This window comes from Paenibacillus sp. FSL K6-0276, assembly GCF_037977235.1.
In the GTDB taxonomy this organism is placed as follows: domain Bacteria; phylum Bacillota; class Bacilli; order Paenibacillales; family Paenibacillaceae; genus Paenibacillus_AQ.
Map to the genome: position 1 here is coordinate 264,414 of NZ_CP150276.1, position 16,275 is coordinate 280,688.

General features: G+C 44.8%; 12 protein-coding genes and 1 tRNA gene. 8 read left to right on the forward strand and 5 right to left on the reverse strand.

Annotation, left to right across the window (positions count from 1 at the left end; genetic code table 11):
• Positions 1-99: 99 nt before the first annotated feature.
• Both MHH52_RS01255 and MHH52_RS01260 read left to right on the forward strand, forming a co-directional pair.
• The gene (locus MHH52_RS01255; protein WP_340006144.1) at positions 100-1,422 is read left to right on the forward strand and encodes an MFS transporter; all 1,323 of its coding nucleotides are present in this window, start codon (positions 100-102) and stop codon (positions 1,420-1,422) included.
• Entirely contained in the window at positions 1,394-2,308 is a 915-nt protein-coding gene (locus MHH52_RS01260; protein ID WP_340006146.1) for a polysaccharide deacetylase family protein, read from the forward strand. Before MHH52_RS01255 ends, MHH52_RS01260 begins: the two co-directional genes overlap by 29 nt.
• 36 nt (positions 2,309-2,344) lie before the next feature.
• Here the strand turns inward: MHH52_RS01260 and MHH52_RS01265 are convergent, their stop codons facing one another.
• The gene (locus tag MHH52_RS01265; protein WP_340006147.1) at positions 2,345-2,743 is read right to left on the reverse strand and encodes a hypothetical protein; all 399 of its coding nucleotides are present in this window, start codon (positions 2,741-2,743) and stop codon (positions 2,345-2,347) included.
• 97 nt (positions 2,744-2,840) lie between these two features.
• Between MHH52_RS01265 and MHH52_RS01270 the strand changes: the two genes are divergently transcribed.
• The 4 genes from MHH52_RS01270 to MHH52_RS01285 all read left to right on the forward strand — a co-directional run bounded on the left by MHH52_RS01270 (position 2,841) and on the right by MHH52_RS01285 (position 9,523).
• Positions 2,841-3,212 carry a hypothetical protein gene (locus MHH52_RS01270; RefSeq protein WP_340006148.1) on the forward strand — a complete coding sequence of 124 codons (372 nt, stop codon included), beginning with the start codon at positions 2,841-2,843 and terminating at the stop codon, positions 3,210-3,212.
• A 263-nt stretch (positions 3,213-3,475) separates the two neighbouring features.
• The gene (locus MHH52_RS01275) at positions 3,476-7,792 is read left to right on the forward strand and encodes a bifunctional 2',3'-cyclic-nucleotide 2'-phosphodiesterase/3'-nucleotidase (protein WP_340006150.1); all 4,317 of its coding nucleotides are present in this window, start codon (positions 3,476-3,478) and stop codon (positions 7,790-7,792) included.
• A 138-nt stretch (positions 7,793-7,930) separates the two neighbouring features.
• A tRNA-Leu gene (locus tag MHH52_RS01280) sits at positions 7,931-8,014 on the forward strand.
• Positions 8,015-8,134: 120 nt separating this feature from the next.
• Complete coding sequence (locus MHH52_RS01285) at positions 8,135-9,523, forward strand: MATE family efflux transporter (protein ID WP_340006152.1); 1,389 nt, start codon at positions 8,135-8,137, stop codon at positions 9,521-9,523.
• Between the two features lie 105 nt (positions 9,524-9,628).
• On the opposite strand, the gene MHH52_RS01290 is transcribed toward MHH52_RS01285, so the two are convergent.
• Both MHH52_RS01290 and MHH52_RS01295 read right to left on the reverse strand, forming a co-directional pair.
• Complete coding sequence (locus tag MHH52_RS01290) at positions 9,629-10,996, reverse strand: HAMP domain-containing sensor histidine kinase (RefSeq protein ID WP_313636571.1); 1,368 nt, start codon at positions 10,994-10,996, stop codon at positions 9,629-9,631.
• Positions 10,974-11,714, reverse strand: a complete 741-nt coding sequence (locus tag MHH52_RS01295; RefSeq protein WP_340006154.1) for a response regulator transcription factor — start codon at positions 11,712-11,714, stop codon at positions 10,974-10,976. The genes MHH52_RS01290 and MHH52_RS01295 overlap by 23 nt, the downstream gene beginning before the upstream one ends.
• Positions 11,715-11,873: 159 nt before the next feature.
• Between MHH52_RS01295 and MHH52_RS01300 the strand changes: the two genes are divergently transcribed.
• Complete coding sequence (locus MHH52_RS01300) at positions 11,874-12,524, forward strand: hypothetical protein (RefSeq protein ID WP_340006155.1); 651 nt, start codon at positions 11,874-11,876, stop codon at positions 12,522-12,524.
• 97 nt (positions 12,525-12,621) lie between these two features.
• Here the strand turns inward: MHH52_RS01300 and MHH52_RS01305 are convergent, their stop codons facing one another.
• Positions 12,622-13,560: a DMT family transporter gene (locus tag MHH52_RS01305; RefSeq protein ID WP_340006156.1), complete on the reverse strand. Its 939-nt coding sequence runs from the start codon at positions 13,558-13,560 to the stop codon at positions 12,622-12,624.
• A gap of 140 nt (positions 13,561-13,700) precedes the next feature.
• On the opposite strand from MHH52_RS01305, the gene MHH52_RS01310 reads away from it, so the two are divergent.
• The gene (locus tag MHH52_RS01310; RefSeq protein ID WP_340006158.1) at positions 13,701-15,044 is read left to right on the forward strand and encodes a PLP-dependent aminotransferase family protein; all 1,344 of its coding nucleotides are present in this window, start codon (positions 13,701-13,703) and stop codon (positions 15,042-15,044) included.
• A 116-nt stretch (positions 15,045-15,160) separates the two neighbouring features.
• Here the strand turns inward: MHH52_RS01310 and MHH52_RS01315 are convergent, their stop codons facing one another.
• Positions 15,161-16,258 (reverse strand): polysaccharide deacetylase family protein, encoded by a 1,098-nt coding sequence (locus MHH52_RS01315; protein ID WP_340006159.1) that lies wholly within the window; start codon positions 16,256-16,258, stop codon positions 15,161-15,163.
• Positions 16,259-16,275 lie beyond the last annotated feature (17 nt).

Here is a 16,275-nt window from a genome sequence, read left to right on the forward strand (position 1 = left end):
ATGAGGAAACGCATTAGGTTGGATCAAATTTGTCACTAAACTTCCAGAAGATGTGGTAATATATTACAACTAGATGATTACCATATGGGAGGTATGTGAGTGAAGCATAAATGGATGAATTCCCCGTACACCTTTGCTTTAGGGATGTTTGCGATGATGGTACCCAGTCAGGCTTTTAGCTCTTTTTACAGTTATTTTTATGTGGAGAAATTGGGTCTGGGCATAGGACTTGCTACACTAGCCAGAACAATCTTTCTGATCTGGGATGCGGTGAACAATCCGCTATTTGGATACTGGTCAGACCGCACAAATACTCGTTATGGTCGGCGCAGACCCTGGGTGTTCGGTTCCATTCCACTATTTATGCTGGCATTTGTGCTTGTGTTTTCCCCGCCCGGCGGATTATCCGAAAATGGACTCTTCACTTGGTTTCTAGTGACGCTTATTTTCTATGAGGCTGTGGCTACGGTCTTGTGGGTGAACTATGGCGCACTGCTTCCAGAGCTCTTCCGTGGAGATCGTATTCGGGCAAAAGCCTCTGCGATTCAGCAAGGATATCAAGTGGTTGCTCTGCTAATCGGTACTGCTTTAACGCCAATCCTTTTCGCAGCGATTAACTTCTCTAATATGGCTATTGTATATGCTTGTCTGTTTGGGGTGTTTATGTTCTTATGTATGATGAACGTTCAAGAGAAGAAAGAGTCTACAGAGGTCGAGCCGTTGAAGCTGATTCCGGCCTTTCGGGAGACGATTCGGAATAAGAAGTTCTGGGTGTTTAATATTTCGAACTCTTTTGCCCAAACGGTGAATGGACTTGTTAGTTCGATGATTCCTTTTTATGCAAAATATGTACTGCATATCTCAGAAGCACAGGTGTCTATCTTGCTCGCAGCTGTCTTTGTGTCGGTCATTCCATTAGTGTTTGTATGGTATTGGATTATTCGTAAGATGGATGGGGTCAAGGCGTGGCGGCTATCTCTGATCCTATATGCTTTATCTGTAATTCCGCTATGGTTCGGTTATGATCTCGTAAGTGGTGTTGCTGCAGGCGTTGTTGTTGGTTTCGGATTAGCGGGATTTCTAGTAACCCCAGCGATCGTAGGTGGCAAGATTATTGATGAGGATGCGGAGAAGACAGGTCTGAGAAGAGAAGGTATCTATACTGCGGTAAGCGGATTTATTACTCGTTCAAGTGGGTTAATCTCGGCGTTGGCCTTTTTCGTTGTGGGTATGATCTTTGGTTATAAAGGTGGCGATGATCCGGGGTCTGATCCAGAAGCAACGTTCCGGTATTTAATAAGTGTGGTACCGTTATGTCTACTAGCCATATCTGTTGTCATATCTTTTACTATAAAATTCACATTTACGGGGCAATTGAGAGGTGATGCTGACTATGATCAGAAGATTAATCATCAATTGTGATGATTTTGGGCAAAGCCCTGCCATGAATCAGGCGATTATGCATCTACTGGAAGAGGGGAAAGTATCATCAGCAACGATTATGGCAGTGGCCCCTGGATTCGAGGAGGCTGCTGCATGGTGTAGCCGTAGGCAGCAACGTAATGTGGGCCTCCATTTGACGATGACTAGTGAATTTGAAGCCTTGCGTTGGAGTAGTCTAACCGGTGATCCTTCTCTCCATGACGAGAGTGGTCATCAATTTAAGACGGTAAAAGAGTTTGAGCAGGGGGCACGCACAAAAGCTGTGTTGAAGGAGATTGTTGCGCAGTACGAGCGAGTGAAGCAATCCGGAATAACGATTAGTCATGTAGACAACCATATGGGAAGTTTATATGGAATGGAAACGGGACGCAGCTTGCTTCCACAGACGTTGTGGAGAATTTCCCGCTGGGGCTTGCCCTCACGATTCTTCCGATACATTCATGCAGAAGATCCCCTTCTGGGATCGCTGAAAAATATTGAACGTCCAGTTGCACTTGGAGCGGGGCTGGCGGATACGCTTGGGGTTGCTATTCCAGATTACTTGTTGTCGCATCCTTTTGGTGTGGAGGAAGGTGAGACGTACGATCGTTTCAAACAATCCATTATCGCCAAGCTGTATTCGCTACCTAATGGTGTTAGTGAAACCTATATTCATCCCGGAATCGACGATCCGTGGATGCTTGCAAATATACCACATTGGGAGAAGCGAGTCTGGGAATATCGTCTACCCTTTGATGATGATTTTAACTATGCGATCCGTGATGCTAGTGTTGAATTGACGGACTATCGCTATGTACAGGAGCATTTAAAGCGCTCACGGGTAAGATCTGCGGGGAGACTGTTAAAGAAACTGATAAGTTCATGAGAGAAAATAAAAGACACCTTGAGGGGTGTCTTTTGATTATCCCATTAAACCTTTTAGTCCATTAAGGAAGGGGGAAATAGACTTAATCATATTGTAGCCCATCTTCACAACCGGCATAGTTCTTTGTATCATCCCTACGAAGCCCATAATTCCACCGAATCCTGAAGGACCTGAACTTGCAGCCTCGGCAGCCCCTCCTCCCATTCCGAAAAGTGAGCCGAATAACGGCATGAGTCCAGATACATTTGCTTTCCGGGAGCGGGAAGAAGAGTGTCTTTTTGATTTTTTATTTTTACGTGGTTTGGCAAGGGTCAATCCATCCTTATCGAGGCCGGTTATCCATCCTACATACGTACGTCCATCATGAAGCGTAATGCACACGGGTCTACCCTTGAGCTGTTCAGCTCGCTTGCGAATCTTTGCTCTGTTTGACATTCGTGGATCACCCCATTGGTCTATTTAATTCTATATTACTCAGATATTCTGGTGTTGCTTGTGCTGGTTCATCATTAATATGAAAATGGGTGGAAGGATGTTATCTGCATGGATTGGAAGTATTACCTTTGCGGGAGCGGCGATTCTTTACATATTACTGTCTTTAGGATTACCTTATGGTGAATTTGCAATGGGTGGGAAACATAGAGTCATGCCCTCACAGATGAGAGTTGCGTGTGCGATTTCAGTAGTCATACAGCTGATTGCAATCTTGTACTTACTGCAGGCAGGCCATGTGATTTCTATTGGATCACCTTTTGATAGAGGCGTATGTTATTTTTTCGCAGTCTATCTAATTGTCAATACCGTAATGAATTTATTATCGAAGAGTATAAAAGAGAGACTTGTGATGACACCTTTGTCTTTGGTCACTGCCATTTGTTTTTGGCTTACAGCCATGAATGGATAATAAGTATCATCGGACAAAAATTCGACTTTTACAGACTTTATATAACGATTATTTTAGGACACATCTGTATAAGATGTGTTTTTTTTTGTGTGTCTAGAGACCCTTGGCCTAATAAAATAATAACATAACCTAGGCCTTTCTTCTTACGTTAATATATTTAACATAGTTTCACATTAATTTTACAATTATATACTTCTTCGTCATATTTGTGTGATATACTATCACCGAATATATGTAAAAATGATAGGGAGGACTAAATTTTTATGGGATGGAAGACACGATGGAATAAGCCACTTGCGTCCGTACTGGCAACTGCGGTGCTATCAGCGCAGGTACTAGGCGGAGTCGTTCTGGGCACAGTTTGGAGTCCAGACAAGGTAGCTGCTTCACCCGCATCTGCAGCAAAGGTTGAGCTCCGGTTGATGAGCACAACAGACGTGCACACCAATGTGTATGGCTGGGATTACTTTAAGAATGCGGCATCGGTAACTGTCGGTCTTGACCGCACAGCAAGTTTGGTGAAACAAGCCAGAGGCGAAAAATCTAACACCCTCCTGCTTGACAATGGGGATCTGATTCAAGGAACCCCGCTAGGTACGTACGTGGCGAAAAAATCGGAACTGAAAGATCCTACTGAGATTCATCCGATGATTGCGGCCATGAATGTTATGAAATATGACGCCGCGACTTTTGGGAATCATGAATTCAATTATGGATTGCAATTTTTAGATCGTACTATAAATGGTAGTGATGGTAATGAGTCAACTACTGGTGCAAATTTTGATTATGTGAATGCGAACATTTATAAAACAGATGGCACGAATGCCTTTTCTCCTTATGTTATTCTCGATAAGAAATTAAAAGATAGTAATGGTCAAGAACAAGAGATTAAAGTCGGACTGATCGGCCTAGTTACTCCACAGATCATGGAGTGGGACAAGGTTAATCTGGAAGGCAAAGTTACCGTTGAAGATATTGCCGCAACGGCTACGAAGTTTGTCCCAGAAATGAAAGCTGCTGGAGCAGATGTCATTGTCGCTATGGCCCATACTGGGTTTGATGTCAATGCTGTTGTAGGGGATGGTTCCGAGAATGACATTAATGCCTTGAGTAAGGTTCCGGGTATTGATGCGATCACGTTCTCACATACCCATAAGGTATTCCCGACGGGAAATGACGCCACACTGGATGCTTCGTTCAAAGATCCGGGAACTAAACTTCCTTACGCAAACGATAAAGCTGTGATCGATAATGTGAATGGCCACATTAACGGTACGCCTGCTGTACAAGCTGGCTACGGCGGCGCTTATTTGGGTCTAATCGATCTGGATATTGTACAAGGCGACAAAGGTTGGGCGGTAGATAAGCAAAGCTCAAAAGCTTTTGCTCGTTCTATCTATAAGACAGAGAATAAAGTTAATATTCCAACGGTCGAGCCTGACCAGGCTGTAGATGCTGCCGTTGCATCGGCACATGAGGCTACTATTGCTTATACTGGTCAGAAGCTGGGCGTTACTACGGCTCCAATGAACAGTTACTTCGCAATGGTTCAGGACGATCCTACCGTTCAACTCGTTACGTATGCACAGAAATGGTACGTTCAGAACTATATTGATGTCAATGTTCCTCGATATAAGGACCTACCGATTCTAAGTGTGGGCGCTCCTTTTAAAGCAGGACGTAACGGCCCAGAAGAATACACTAGTATAGATAAAGGCAACTTGACTATCCGTAGCGCAAGCGACCTCTATCTATACGACAACACGCTTAAAGCGATCAAGGTTAAGGGTTCTGTTGTAAAAGAATGGTTGGAAATGAGCGCGGGTGCATTTAACCGCATCAAACTTGGAATCTCGACTCCGCAGTCTCTGTTGAACCCGAAATTCCAAGTTTTTAACTTTGATGTAATCGATGGGGTCCAATATAAAATTGATGTGACGAAAAACGCGAAGTACAATCCGGATGGCTCTATTAATGATGCTTCATCGAGTCGTGTAACGGAAGTGACTTACAACGATCAGCCTTTAGATCTTAATCAGGATTTCATTGTTGTCACTAACAATTACCGTGCAAGCGGTGGCGGTAACTTCCCGGGTGTTAAAGGTGCAGAGCTGGTTGTAGACTCTCAAGATGAGAATCGCCAGGTCCTGATGGACTATATTAGTGAAGCTGGAACGATTGATCCGACGGCTGATGGCAATTGGTCCTTGGCACCTATCCAAGGTGACGTGGATGTAACGTTCACAACAACGCCTAAAGCAGCAAGCGTGCTTCCTGCCAACATTTCCGATACGGGTCAGCAAGACAATAAAGGCTTCGGAATTTTCAAACTGAATCTAAGTGTGAAAACTCCTGCGCCAACTGCAGATGTTGAAGTTCACCTCCTTGGAATCAATGACTTCCATGGTCAATTAGACACGGTTTCAACAGTGAGCAATAAGTCTGTAGGCACGGCTGCCTATCTCGCGACTTATTTGAAAGCAACTCGTGCAAAGTACGAGAACTCCTTGCTCTTCCATAACGGTGACTCCGTTGGAGCATCGGCTCCTGTATCATCCCTTGAACGCGATGAGCCGACTCATGCTTGGATGAATATGATGAAATTTGATGTGGGTTCTCTTGGTAATCATGAGTTTGATCAAGGTGTTGAAGCACTGATGACACAGCTTTATGGTGGTATCGATCCAAAGGACAAAAAAATTACTCATGCTGGTTCTGATTTTGATTATGTGAATGCTAATGCGGTGGACAGCAAGACAGGTACACCAATTATCAATCCTTATGTAATCAAAGAAGTCGGTGGTGTGAAGATCGGCTTTATAGGTCTTGTAACCAAATCCACACCAAGTAAGGTTGCACCTTCCGGAACGGTGGGCGTGCACTTCCTCACTCCTGAGGAAGAAGTGGCAGCTGTTGAGAAGTATGCGAAGGAACTGCAAGATAAGGGTGTAGAAACGATTATCGTGCTTGCGCATGATCCGGCAACAACTAAAGACGGTGTAACTACAGGTGAAGCGGCTGATCTGGCCAAAGCACTTCCTGCAGATTCCCCAGTTGACGTTATCGTTGCTGGTGATAACCATGCTTTGGCAAACGGTATTGTAAATGGCAAGTTGATTGTACAAGCATACTCTTACGGTACAGCATTTGAAGACATTAAGTTGGTCATTGACCATAAAACAGGGGATGTGAAGAGTAAGTCCGCTGTGGTATCATCTACCTTCCAAGACGGTGTAACACCGGATCCAGAAAGTGTGGCGCTGGTTGATGCTTACCTTAAGAAGCATCCAGAACTGACCCAACCAGTGGGTACAACAGACGGAACCGTTACTCGTACGGATGCATACACCAAAGAAGCTGCGCTTGGCAACCTGATTGCTGACGCTATGCGTACTGCTGACTTCGGTGACGGTGCTGGGGCTGCTGATTTTGCCTTTATGAATCCAGGCGGTATCCGCGCGGATCTGCCTAGAGGTAATGTGACTTTCGGAGACCTTGCCAAAATCCAGCCGTTCGGTAACACACTTGTGAAGTTGACACTAACTGGAGACCAGATCAAAACGTTACTTCAGCAGCAATGGAATGTGAAAGCTGACGGAACAGCAGATATCAAAACGCTGCAAATTTCTGGACTGAAATATACAGCGATTATGAATCTGCCAGTGGCAGATCGCATTACGAGTCTTACGCTAACCAACGGAACACCAATTAATCCTACGCAGAAATATACGGCAGTAGTGAATAACTTTATGGCTGCGGGTGGGGATAACTACAAGGTTCTGACTAAAGCGAGTGATTCACTGGCTGGACCTATTGATTTGGATGTATTCTACAAATATATTGTGAAGACGTTTAATGGTAAAGAGATTAAGGCGGCCATTGAAGGTCGTATTACTAACAAAGAGAAGGCTGATACGGGATCAGGCAGTGGCGACGGCTCTACTGTTGTAACCCCGACACCGACTCCAACCGCGAAACCATCAGCAACGCCAGCACCAACGGCTACGCCAGCGCCAACTACTGCTCCAGCAGCAAGTTTCAAGGATCTGGGTAAGGTAGCTTGGGCGCAAGAGGCTATTCAAGCTTTGGCTGCTAAAGGCATTATAAAAGGATTGGATGCAAACACTTTTGCACCAACCAAAACAGTGACCCGTGCAGAATTCGTTACGATGCTAGTTCGCGCACTGAATCTGACTGGTTCGGGAGCAACTAGTACGTTCAGCGATGTTAAACAAGGGGTATGGTACACGGATTCTATCGCTATTGCGGTGAAGGCCGGACTTGTACAAGGCTCTGGAAATGGTAAGTTCGAACCGGGCCGTGAAGTGACCCGCGAAGAGATGGCCATTATGATTGCTAATGCGTTGAAAAATAAACTACAGCCGATTGATAAGAATGCAGCGCTGGGCAAGTTTGCAGACAAGTCCAGTATTGCTCCTTACGCACAGGACGCTATAGCACAACTGACCCAATTGGGTATTGTTAACGGTGTAGATGGTGGTAAATTTGCACCTAAGGGCATAGCAAACCGCGCTCAAGCGGCAGTAATTATCTACCGTATGCTTGAGAAAGCTTCATAATCTGACTGTTCTAACTAAAAATTGTACCGATGTTCTCTAGTGGGACATCGGTATTTTTTTCTGTTATATTTGGTATTGCCCATTCCTCTAAATTATGTTAATTTAAATTCTGCACTGCATGATTCTTTTATATTTTGTGCGGTCGTGGCGGAATTGGCAGACGCGCACGGTTCAGGTCCGTGTGGGTTAATCCCCGTGGAGGTTCGAGTCCTCTCGACCGCATACCTAAGTGCCTATAAATTAGCTATGCCTTTGAATTGCTCTTCAACCTGAAGAGCCTTTTTCTATTTTTAAGGATATTTCAAATTTGGAAAACTCTAATGTAAAAGAAGTGAAGCGAAGATGGAGCCTAATGTAAATACGAAGCGAAGTGTGCGGTTTCTTGAAAAATATTTTTCAGGAGAATCGTTAGATTATCGCCACATGATTGCTTTATTCATCCCTATTCTGGTGGATCAGGCCTTTATAGTAGGGCTAAATCTAGTGAATACAGCCATGATCAGCTCGTCGGGTGTGGCGGCTATCAGTGCGGTGAACATGATTGATTCCCTTAATCTTTTTCTCATTAGTGTATTTATCGCGGTATCAACAGGTGGGACAGTTGTCGTAGCGCAGTATAAAGGAAGTGGCAATGACCTCATGGTATCAAAAGCTACCGCAGGTGCTACCTCATCAGTTTCCCTTATGGCGTTTGCTATTGGTATGTTTGGTATCCTTTTTCACAATCCGCTGTTGAACTTACTATTTGGGGCGGCCTCACCTGAGGTTATGCACAACGCCCGAATTTATTTGATTGGGAGCTGTGTCTCCTATCTTGGTATAGCTGTGGTAGAGGCAGTGTGTGGTGCTCTTCGCGGAATCGGAAGGACGAGAGCCTCGCTTGCGCTATCGCTAATTATGAACTTAGTTTACGTCCTCTTGAATCTCGTATTTATTAACCTTCTGCATATGGGCGTTCTAGGAATGACCATTTCTATAAACATAGCTCGATATTTGGGAGCGATATGTGCGCTGTATTATCTGTTCCGGATGGACAATGAACTGCATATTCGAATTCGTGACTTACTGGTCGTTCAATTCTCCATGCTCAAAAAAATAATGTTCATCGGTATGCCGTTTGCGGCGGAGCAAATGTTCTTTAATGGTGGTAAGATTCTGACGCAAGTCTTTATCGTCAATCTTGGTACCTACGCGCTTGCCACTAATGCTATTGCCTCTTCCTTTGCAGGGATAATGCAAATTCCGGGTAATGCGCTGTCTTTGACGATTATTACAGTAGTTGGACAATGTATGGGAAGCAATAATGTTAAGGATGCCCGAAAATTTATTAAATCGTTTCTCGTAGCATCTTCCCTTTCCTTTGTAGTGATGGGATTGCTGGTTATGCCTTTCTTCAATCCGCTAGTGTCGATATTCCATCCACCTGCTGAGATCGTGGGAGATATCTTCATGATTGTCCTTATCAATACACTGGCACAAATCCCGCTGTGGTCTCTTAGCTTCATTACACCATCGGCGCTTAGAGCAGCGGGTGATTCCAAGTTTACATCCATGGTTTCTATGCTGAGTATGTGGTTGTTCCGTGTGGTGCTCGGGTACATCTTGGGTATTGTTCTGAACTTTGGCATTCTTGGGGTTTGGTTAGCTATGAACTGTGAGTGGGGAATCAGAGGATTGATATTTCTCCGGCGCTTCATGGGTAAGAAGTGGGTTCAGCATCGAGTTATATAGTAGAAGTAAAAGACACCGTCCGGGGTGTCTTTTTGTTTGTTCTAAATATAATTTGTTATACTGCTAATCTTAAGCCCATATCGAAGAGAAGAGAGATAGGACTGTTCAGGTAGGAGAGAGCGTAGGAAATCCCATAGTGATCACTGCACCGCCATCCTTACGGTTCCCTGCTGTAATCAGACCTCCGGAGCGCTCGACGATCGCACGGGATATGGCTAGTCCTAGTCCTGATTCGCCATCTTTTCCTTTTACAAATCGGTGGAACAAGTATGGAAGTAGGTCCTCTGAAATGCCAGGGCCATCATCGCTAACCGATAGTATGACCTGGCCATCTTTAATCGAAACATGAATATAGATATGCTGGTTTGCATAACGAGTTGCATTGGAAACTACATTAAGAAGTGCCTGTAACAGCTTATCTCTGTCGGCACGGACCGTAAGTGGTTCGCAATCGTCGTAGGATACATGTAGGGTCAGCCCTTTTTTTATCAAAAGAGGGTTCATGCGTTCAATTGTTTCTACAACTAAATCGTCCAGAGAGATCTCGCTAGTTCTAAATATATCTTCCTCACTATCTAGCTTCGCAAGCAGAGTCATTTCCGTAACGAGTTTCTTCAGACGATTACTCTCACTCATAATGATATCCAGACCTTTATCGATGCCTTCGCCCTCGAAGACGCCATCCTTGATCCCTTCAGCATAACCAGAGATAGACATCAGTGGGGTCTTTAATTCATGGGAGGCATTCTGAAAAAATTGCTTCTGCACGTGGTTGAATCGATTCAATTCACCAGCCATGTCATATACCGATTGGGCAACAGTGCCAATCTCTCCACCAGCTTTGATCAGTTTCACCTCTGAGAAGTGGCGTTCCTTTACCTTTTTCAGCTCTTGCTGCAGCTTCATTAGAGGATGGATTAGCTTTTTCGTGATAAATAAACCAAACAGGAACATAAATGCACCTGCTGCACCGAAAACGATCAGTAGTCTTTTGAGTAGAGCTTGTTCAATCGTTGTGACTGCGCTCATAGGTGTAAGCAGGGTTAGCGTGCCTATCGGCGTAGCCTTCACTTCTGTTATATACCTTGTATCTGTTCCATTCCAAATATTCTGGAGATCAGTGGTTTGGCCTGTGACAAACTGAGCATTGGAGTTTATTGCGATTGAACTCATCTTCGGTGAGGTGGACAAGACTTTTCCTGTCTCATCGCTAAGTATGGCCTCAACGCTTGCAGTGCCTACAGTGGAGGGCATGATCGCGGGCAGCGCATGGAGCTCAGTTTCGATGTTTCCCGTGTAAGTGGTTCCCTGAACCATAGTAGCAGACATGGCAGAGCCAATGGTCCGTAATTCCTCTTTTTGTGTTCCGACAAAATGATTGAGCAGCACAAAATGGATCACGACAGCGGTAATAGACAGGAGTAGTACCAAGGCAATGCTAAAGGCTAAATTAATCTGATGTGCTAGCTTCATCGATCTCCACGCCCCCCTCTATACGCATGCGATAGCCATGTCCCCATACGGCTTCAATCGGCAGCAGGTCTAGCTTTTTCCGCATTCGTTTAATTAAATGGTCCACGGCACGGTCGCTCCCGAAGTAGTCATCTCCCCATACATGAGTTAGTAGCTCATCTCTTGTAAATGCACGGTTGGGAGAAGCTGCGAATACTTTTAGGAGGGTGAATTCTTTGCTGGTGAGTTCAATCTCCTTCTCATGCCAGAACACACGTCTTTCTTCCAGTAATAACTGTAGATGGCTAACTTCAATATGCGTCGATGTGTGTGGGCTACTACTTGCGGGTTCCACTGGATTACTCATTTTATACCAGCGTTGTAACTGGCGCTTAATGCGAGCAACTAGCTCCCGAGGGCTAAATGGTTTGACCAGATAATCATCGCTACCTAGCTCCAAGCCTAATATTTTATCCACTTCATTATCTCTTGCAGAGATCATAATGATTGGCACTTCGGCTTCATTACGAATTCGCCGACAAAATTCATATCCGTCCATGCCGGGGAGCATAACGTCGAGCACCCACATATCCGGCGGGCTTGTCTGCCATAAGGTCCATGCTTCCTCAGCGCTGCTGAGGCCAATGGTGCGGTAGTTTTCTTTTTGTAAATAAGCCTCTACAAGATTACGTATATGTTGATCATCGTCAACTACGGCAATGAGATAGTTGGTATTCATTTCGGTAACCTCCAGATTATTCTTCTGCAATTATATCAATCCACAGGTGGGTATAGGGGTCTGCCATCGTTTTTCCACAAATTAACCAATGTTATGCCACACCGATTTTGTAAGCTTGGACTTGTAAGATCATTCGAATCGACGAGGAGTGTTGTATTTATGAATCAACAGATGTTATTTAAAAAGTTAGCGTTGTCCGCCCTACTAGTGTCCGCAGTTGCCGCACCGTCTGCAATGAACGCGGCGAGTGGAGCTCAGGATCATAGTGCGAAAACAACGGCCGCAGCCGTGGTTACTCCGGCAGCTAGTGGATCAATTTCCGTAAAATTAACAAACATTGATTGGGCAGATCCACTTGAACTGGCTAAAACATACGCACCGAATACTCTAGAAGACTGGAAGAAGACTTTAGATCAATATTACAAGGCTGCTGGATTTAGTATAACCGCAGTTTCCGAGCTTGTACCTTCTGAGCAGGCGGAGGGAGTTATATTATCGAAAGAAATTCTATCTGCCGAAGCTCTGCCCGTGAGTTATATTGAAGCTGGTAGCAGCCTTAAGATAGAATTACCTGAAGATAAGAAGGTGGAGAGTAACATCTCTACTTCAATTAAAGCTGTAGAAGCGACTGCGGCTGTAGAATCGACTTCTACCCAAGAACCTAGTGAAGCTGATAAAGCCTTCTTCAAAGCGCAAAATGATCTGAATAGTGCAGCTAAATCCAAAGATGCCACCGCGATTAAGGAAGCTTTAGCTAATCTGTTGGATCAATATAAAGAGAAGATCAAGGCGTTTGAATCAGCGAAGTAACGTGTATAGAGCGCGGTTTCTTACAGAATAGAGATATTGAAAAGGTCAAAGCAAAAGACACCTTGTGGGGTGTCTTTTTGCGTTCTCGTATTGCGCTTTATTTCAATTGATTCTGGTCCTTTACTTGAGGCTTTACTTTATTACGCCAATTCACCCCGATCACCCCGGCGATGATCATCACCGTGCCGGTCCAATGGTACCATTCCAGTTGTTCATTCAGCAGAAGTACACCAGCAAGAATTGAGACAACTGTCGAAAGACTGCCGAAGATGCTCACGCGTGAGGCCTCCATTCGAGATAAAGCGTAGTTGGATAGGAAGGAGGTCACGAGGGATGACAGTACGCCGAGATAGATCATGGAGAATATGAATTTTGGCTCTAGAAAAGGTGTGAAATACTGATTCAAGGTTCCTGTTGAACCGTGCTTAATGATCGACATTCCATTAAAAAATATAAATCCGAATAAAGTAATCATATAGGTAAGTTCCTTGGGGCTCCAGGTACGTGTCAGCTTTCGGGCTGCGACATTATAACCGGCAAGGGATAGCGCTGAGATTAGGATGAGTAAGACTCCCCAAAGACTAGAGGAAGAAATACTCACACCCGGAATGGCAAAGATAAGAATAATGCCTGCAACCGAGATTAATGTGGAGATCTTCTGGAAGCTGCTCGTGGTTTCCTTCAAGAACATCGCTGCCAAAATGATGGTGAAGATGGGCATTGTCGCCTGAATAATGCCCGCTACAGCTGATGTTGTATGCAGAAGTCCAAACGCCTGAAGCGTAAAGTACAACGCTGGGTATAGTAGAGCCAGTGGGATTACCACAGCTGCCTTGGATATTCCAAACTTCACCCGACCCCAGCCTGGAAAAGTAAATAAAGAAGCGGCAAGGAAAGATAACGTGAAGCGGTGAGCTAGCGTATCGAATGGATCCGAGACGGTCAATGCCATTTTTACAAATATAAAAGAAAATCCGACAATAATAGCATTCATGACAGCAGCCACTATCGCTTTTTGATTAGAAGATATATTCATCTGTTAAGACCTCCAAAGTGTTGCGCGCATTTAGGACCGGTCCTGTTATGTTCTTTATTCTAAGGCTTGATTAGCAGTGCTACAATGTAATTATTGTTCATCTGTACCGGTACAAATAGACTCAAAGGATGGTGGAAAGAATGTATAAGTATTCGGAGTTAATCAACGATCTGGAATTGCAAATCGCTGAAGATACGTATCGTGAGGGCGATAAGCTACCTTCCATTCGGGAGCTGGCGCTACGTTATGATTGCAATAAAAGCACGGTTATTCGTGCACTCCAAGATCTTCAGGATAAACACCTAATCTACGCTGCTTCAAAGAGCGGATATTATGTCATGAAGCGCAGTGGGGAGCGAAAAGAGGAAGGCGAGCATTGGATCGATTTTACGGCATCTGCACCGGACCCGGATATTTTTCCGTATCTGGATTTTCAACATTGCATCAATAAAGCCATCGATATGTACCGCAAAGACTTGTTCATCTATGGAACACCGCAGGGGCTGCCTTCCCTTATCCGTGAAATGCAGCGACAACTGGCCTCTTATCAGGTGTTTGCCGATATGAAGCGGATTTTTATTACCTCCGGTGTGCAGCAGGCCCTTGGACTTCTGACTCGAATTCCCTTTCCGAATGGCAGGGAGCGTGTGCTGATTGAGCAGCCGAGTTACCCGCTGTTTATGGAATATTTGAAGACGTACGACATCGAGACAGAGGGGATACAACGTTCAGATGATGGGGTGGATTTGAATGAATTAGAGCGGTTATTTAAAACGGGCGAGTTCAAGTTCTTCTATACCGTCCCACGGTTTCATAATCCGCTAGGCGTTTCCTATACCCGTACCCAGAAGAAGGCGATCGCCCAGCTTGCAGCTAAATACGATGTGTATATTGTTGAGGATGACTACATGGCAGATCTGGAGCAGGATGCGAAGCAAGATCCGATCTACGCCTATGACAATACTTCACATGTTATCTATTTAAAAAGCTTCTCCAAGATTATATTTCCAGGTCTACGCGTCGGTGTGGCCGTACTTCCCGAGGTGCTCTGTGAGTCCTTTAACCGATTTAAAAGACTGATGGATATAGATAGCTCTATGCTGTCCCAAGCTGCCCTGGAGTTGTATTTGAAAAGTGGGATGTTCGAGCGCCACCGAAAAAAGATGCGTTCCTGCTACGGAAAAAGATCAATGCTCCTCCATGATTCGATTGTGAGGGAGCTAAATGCAGCGTCTGAGCAGCATTATTCCTATCGTCCTGCCAGCCAGCTTGGCGTGCATACATATCTGAAATTGGAGGATAGCATTAGAGCAGAGCAGATGATCAAACGGCTGCAAAAAAAGTCCATTCGAGTGGAGATGGCGGATAGCGGGTATCTGCCCAATTTTGCGAAAAAAGAGAGAATTCTAAAGCTCAACGTATCTAGTGTAAAAGAGCCTGATATTCCCTCTGGCATTGAACAGGTTATTCGAGAAATTCGCTGAAGCAGCAATAGAAGCTATGACCAACTTGGGGGAATAAAAAAGCCTGCTAATTTAGCAGACTTAAGGAAATGCGTTATATGAACTTAAAATTTTTTTCTGGGTATGAATGAGGTCTCTTATTGATCTTCTAGAATTTCTGACTGCCAGCCTAACTGTCTGCACATCTCGCTCATTTTACGAATATTGAGTCTGGCTTCAATCTTGGTAAGTCCCAGTCTGATCGAAGTATCCGCAGCCCAGCGAAGTAAGTACACCAAGGTATCCGCCTGCGCTTCTTTAGCCGCATAATCTAATAATACAAGGGTATTGTCTACGACACCGGCGCGTACATATCCCCAATAGCTGCCATCAAATTGCCGTATGGTAAACAACTCGCGATCCTCTGTAACCGAAGCCTCTTCTAGCGGACTCTCCAGATGCTCCAGCCACTCCTTTTCAGAAGTGAAATGCAGTGTATATTGCGGAATGTTCCACTCAGTAGTCTGGGCCGAGAGATCGGTAAGCTGCTTACTATTTTCTAAAGGCACCCATTTTTCCACGGGATGATCTAACTCCGCAGGAACGTCTACGACTATTTTCCAAGGTCTGTAGTTTACATCTACGCCAATGGACCCTAGGATCTCAGGTACGGCGACACTTTCCAAGCCTTTTTGCTTGGCGATCCGAATAAGTGCTCTCAAAGCATCCGGTGAACCCTTTGCAACATCATTACTATGCATGACTACAATGATTCCATTTTCAAGTGTAGGTTCAACTCTGGCAACGATCTCTTCTGCAGAAATACCTGCCCAATCTCCGCAATCAACGCCTTCAATATCCAGATAACCGCCCCATTCTGTCAGCCAATCGAGATTCTCTTCCCGGTAGGAGCAGTATGGAAAACGCATGAAGTTGGGAGACGGAAGACCCGTTGCGTCCTGATATGCCAGCTCAGTCAGCTTCAACTGCTCTAAGAATACCGCCTTTGGCACTTGGGCCATTCGCCGATGATGATACGTATGCGGAGCAAGCACATGACCCCGTGAGAGGATTAATCTCGCTTTCTCTGGATGCCGATCCATCCATTCCCCAGTGAAGAAAAAGGTGCCTACAGCCCCTTCCTCCTCCAAAACATCAAGCCACAATTCAACGGGAAGCTGGGAAGGTCCATCATCAAATGTAAACGCGCATAGTGCTTGGTTGATATCGCCTTTCCACACCGCTTTAGCTGACATATTGACGCCTCTTTTCA

Coding starts and splice junctions, on each gene's coding strand:
- MHH52_RS01295 (WP_340006154.1), bottom strand. CDS start 11,714: ATGAATACCAACTATCTCATTGCCGTAGTTGACGATGATCAACATATA.
- MHH52_RS01300 (WP_340006155.1), top strand. CDS start 11,874: ATGAATCAACAGATGTTATTTAAAAAGTTAGCGTTGTCCGCCCTACTA.
- MHH52_RS01310 (WP_340006158.1), top strand. CDS start 13,701: ATGTATAAGTATTCGGAGTTAATCAACGATCTGGAATTGCAAATCGCT.
- MHH52_RS01290 (WP_313636571.1), bottom strand. CDS start 10,996: ATGAAGCTAGCACATCAGATTAATTTAGCCTTTAGCATTGCCTTGGTA.
- MHH52_RS01260 (WP_340006146.1), top strand. CDS start 1,394: ATGATCAGAAGATTAATCATCAATTGTGATGATTTTGGGCAAAGCCCT.
- MHH52_RS01270 (WP_340006148.1), top strand. CDS start 2,841: ATGTTATCTGCATGGATTGGAAGTATTACCTTTGCGGGAGCGGCGATT.
- MHH52_RS01315 (WP_340006159.1), bottom strand. CDS start 16,258: ATGTCAGCTAAAGCGGTGTGGAAAGGCGATATCAACCAAGCACTATGC.
- MHH52_RS01285 (WP_340006152.1), top strand. CDS start 8,135: ATGGAGCCTAATGTAAATACGAAGCGAAGTGTGCGGTTTCTTGAAAAA.
- MHH52_RS01305 (WP_340006156.1), bottom strand. CDS start 13,560: ATGAATATATCTTCTAATCAAAAAGCGATAGTGGCTGCTGTCATGAAT.
- MHH52_RS01275 (WP_340006150.1), top strand. CDS start 3,476: ATGGGATGGAAGACACGATGGAATAAGCCACTTGCGTCCGTACTGGCA.
- MHH52_RS01265 (WP_340006147.1), bottom strand. CDS start 2,743: ATGTCAAACAGAGCAAAGATTCGCAAGCGAGCTGAACAGCTCAAGGGT.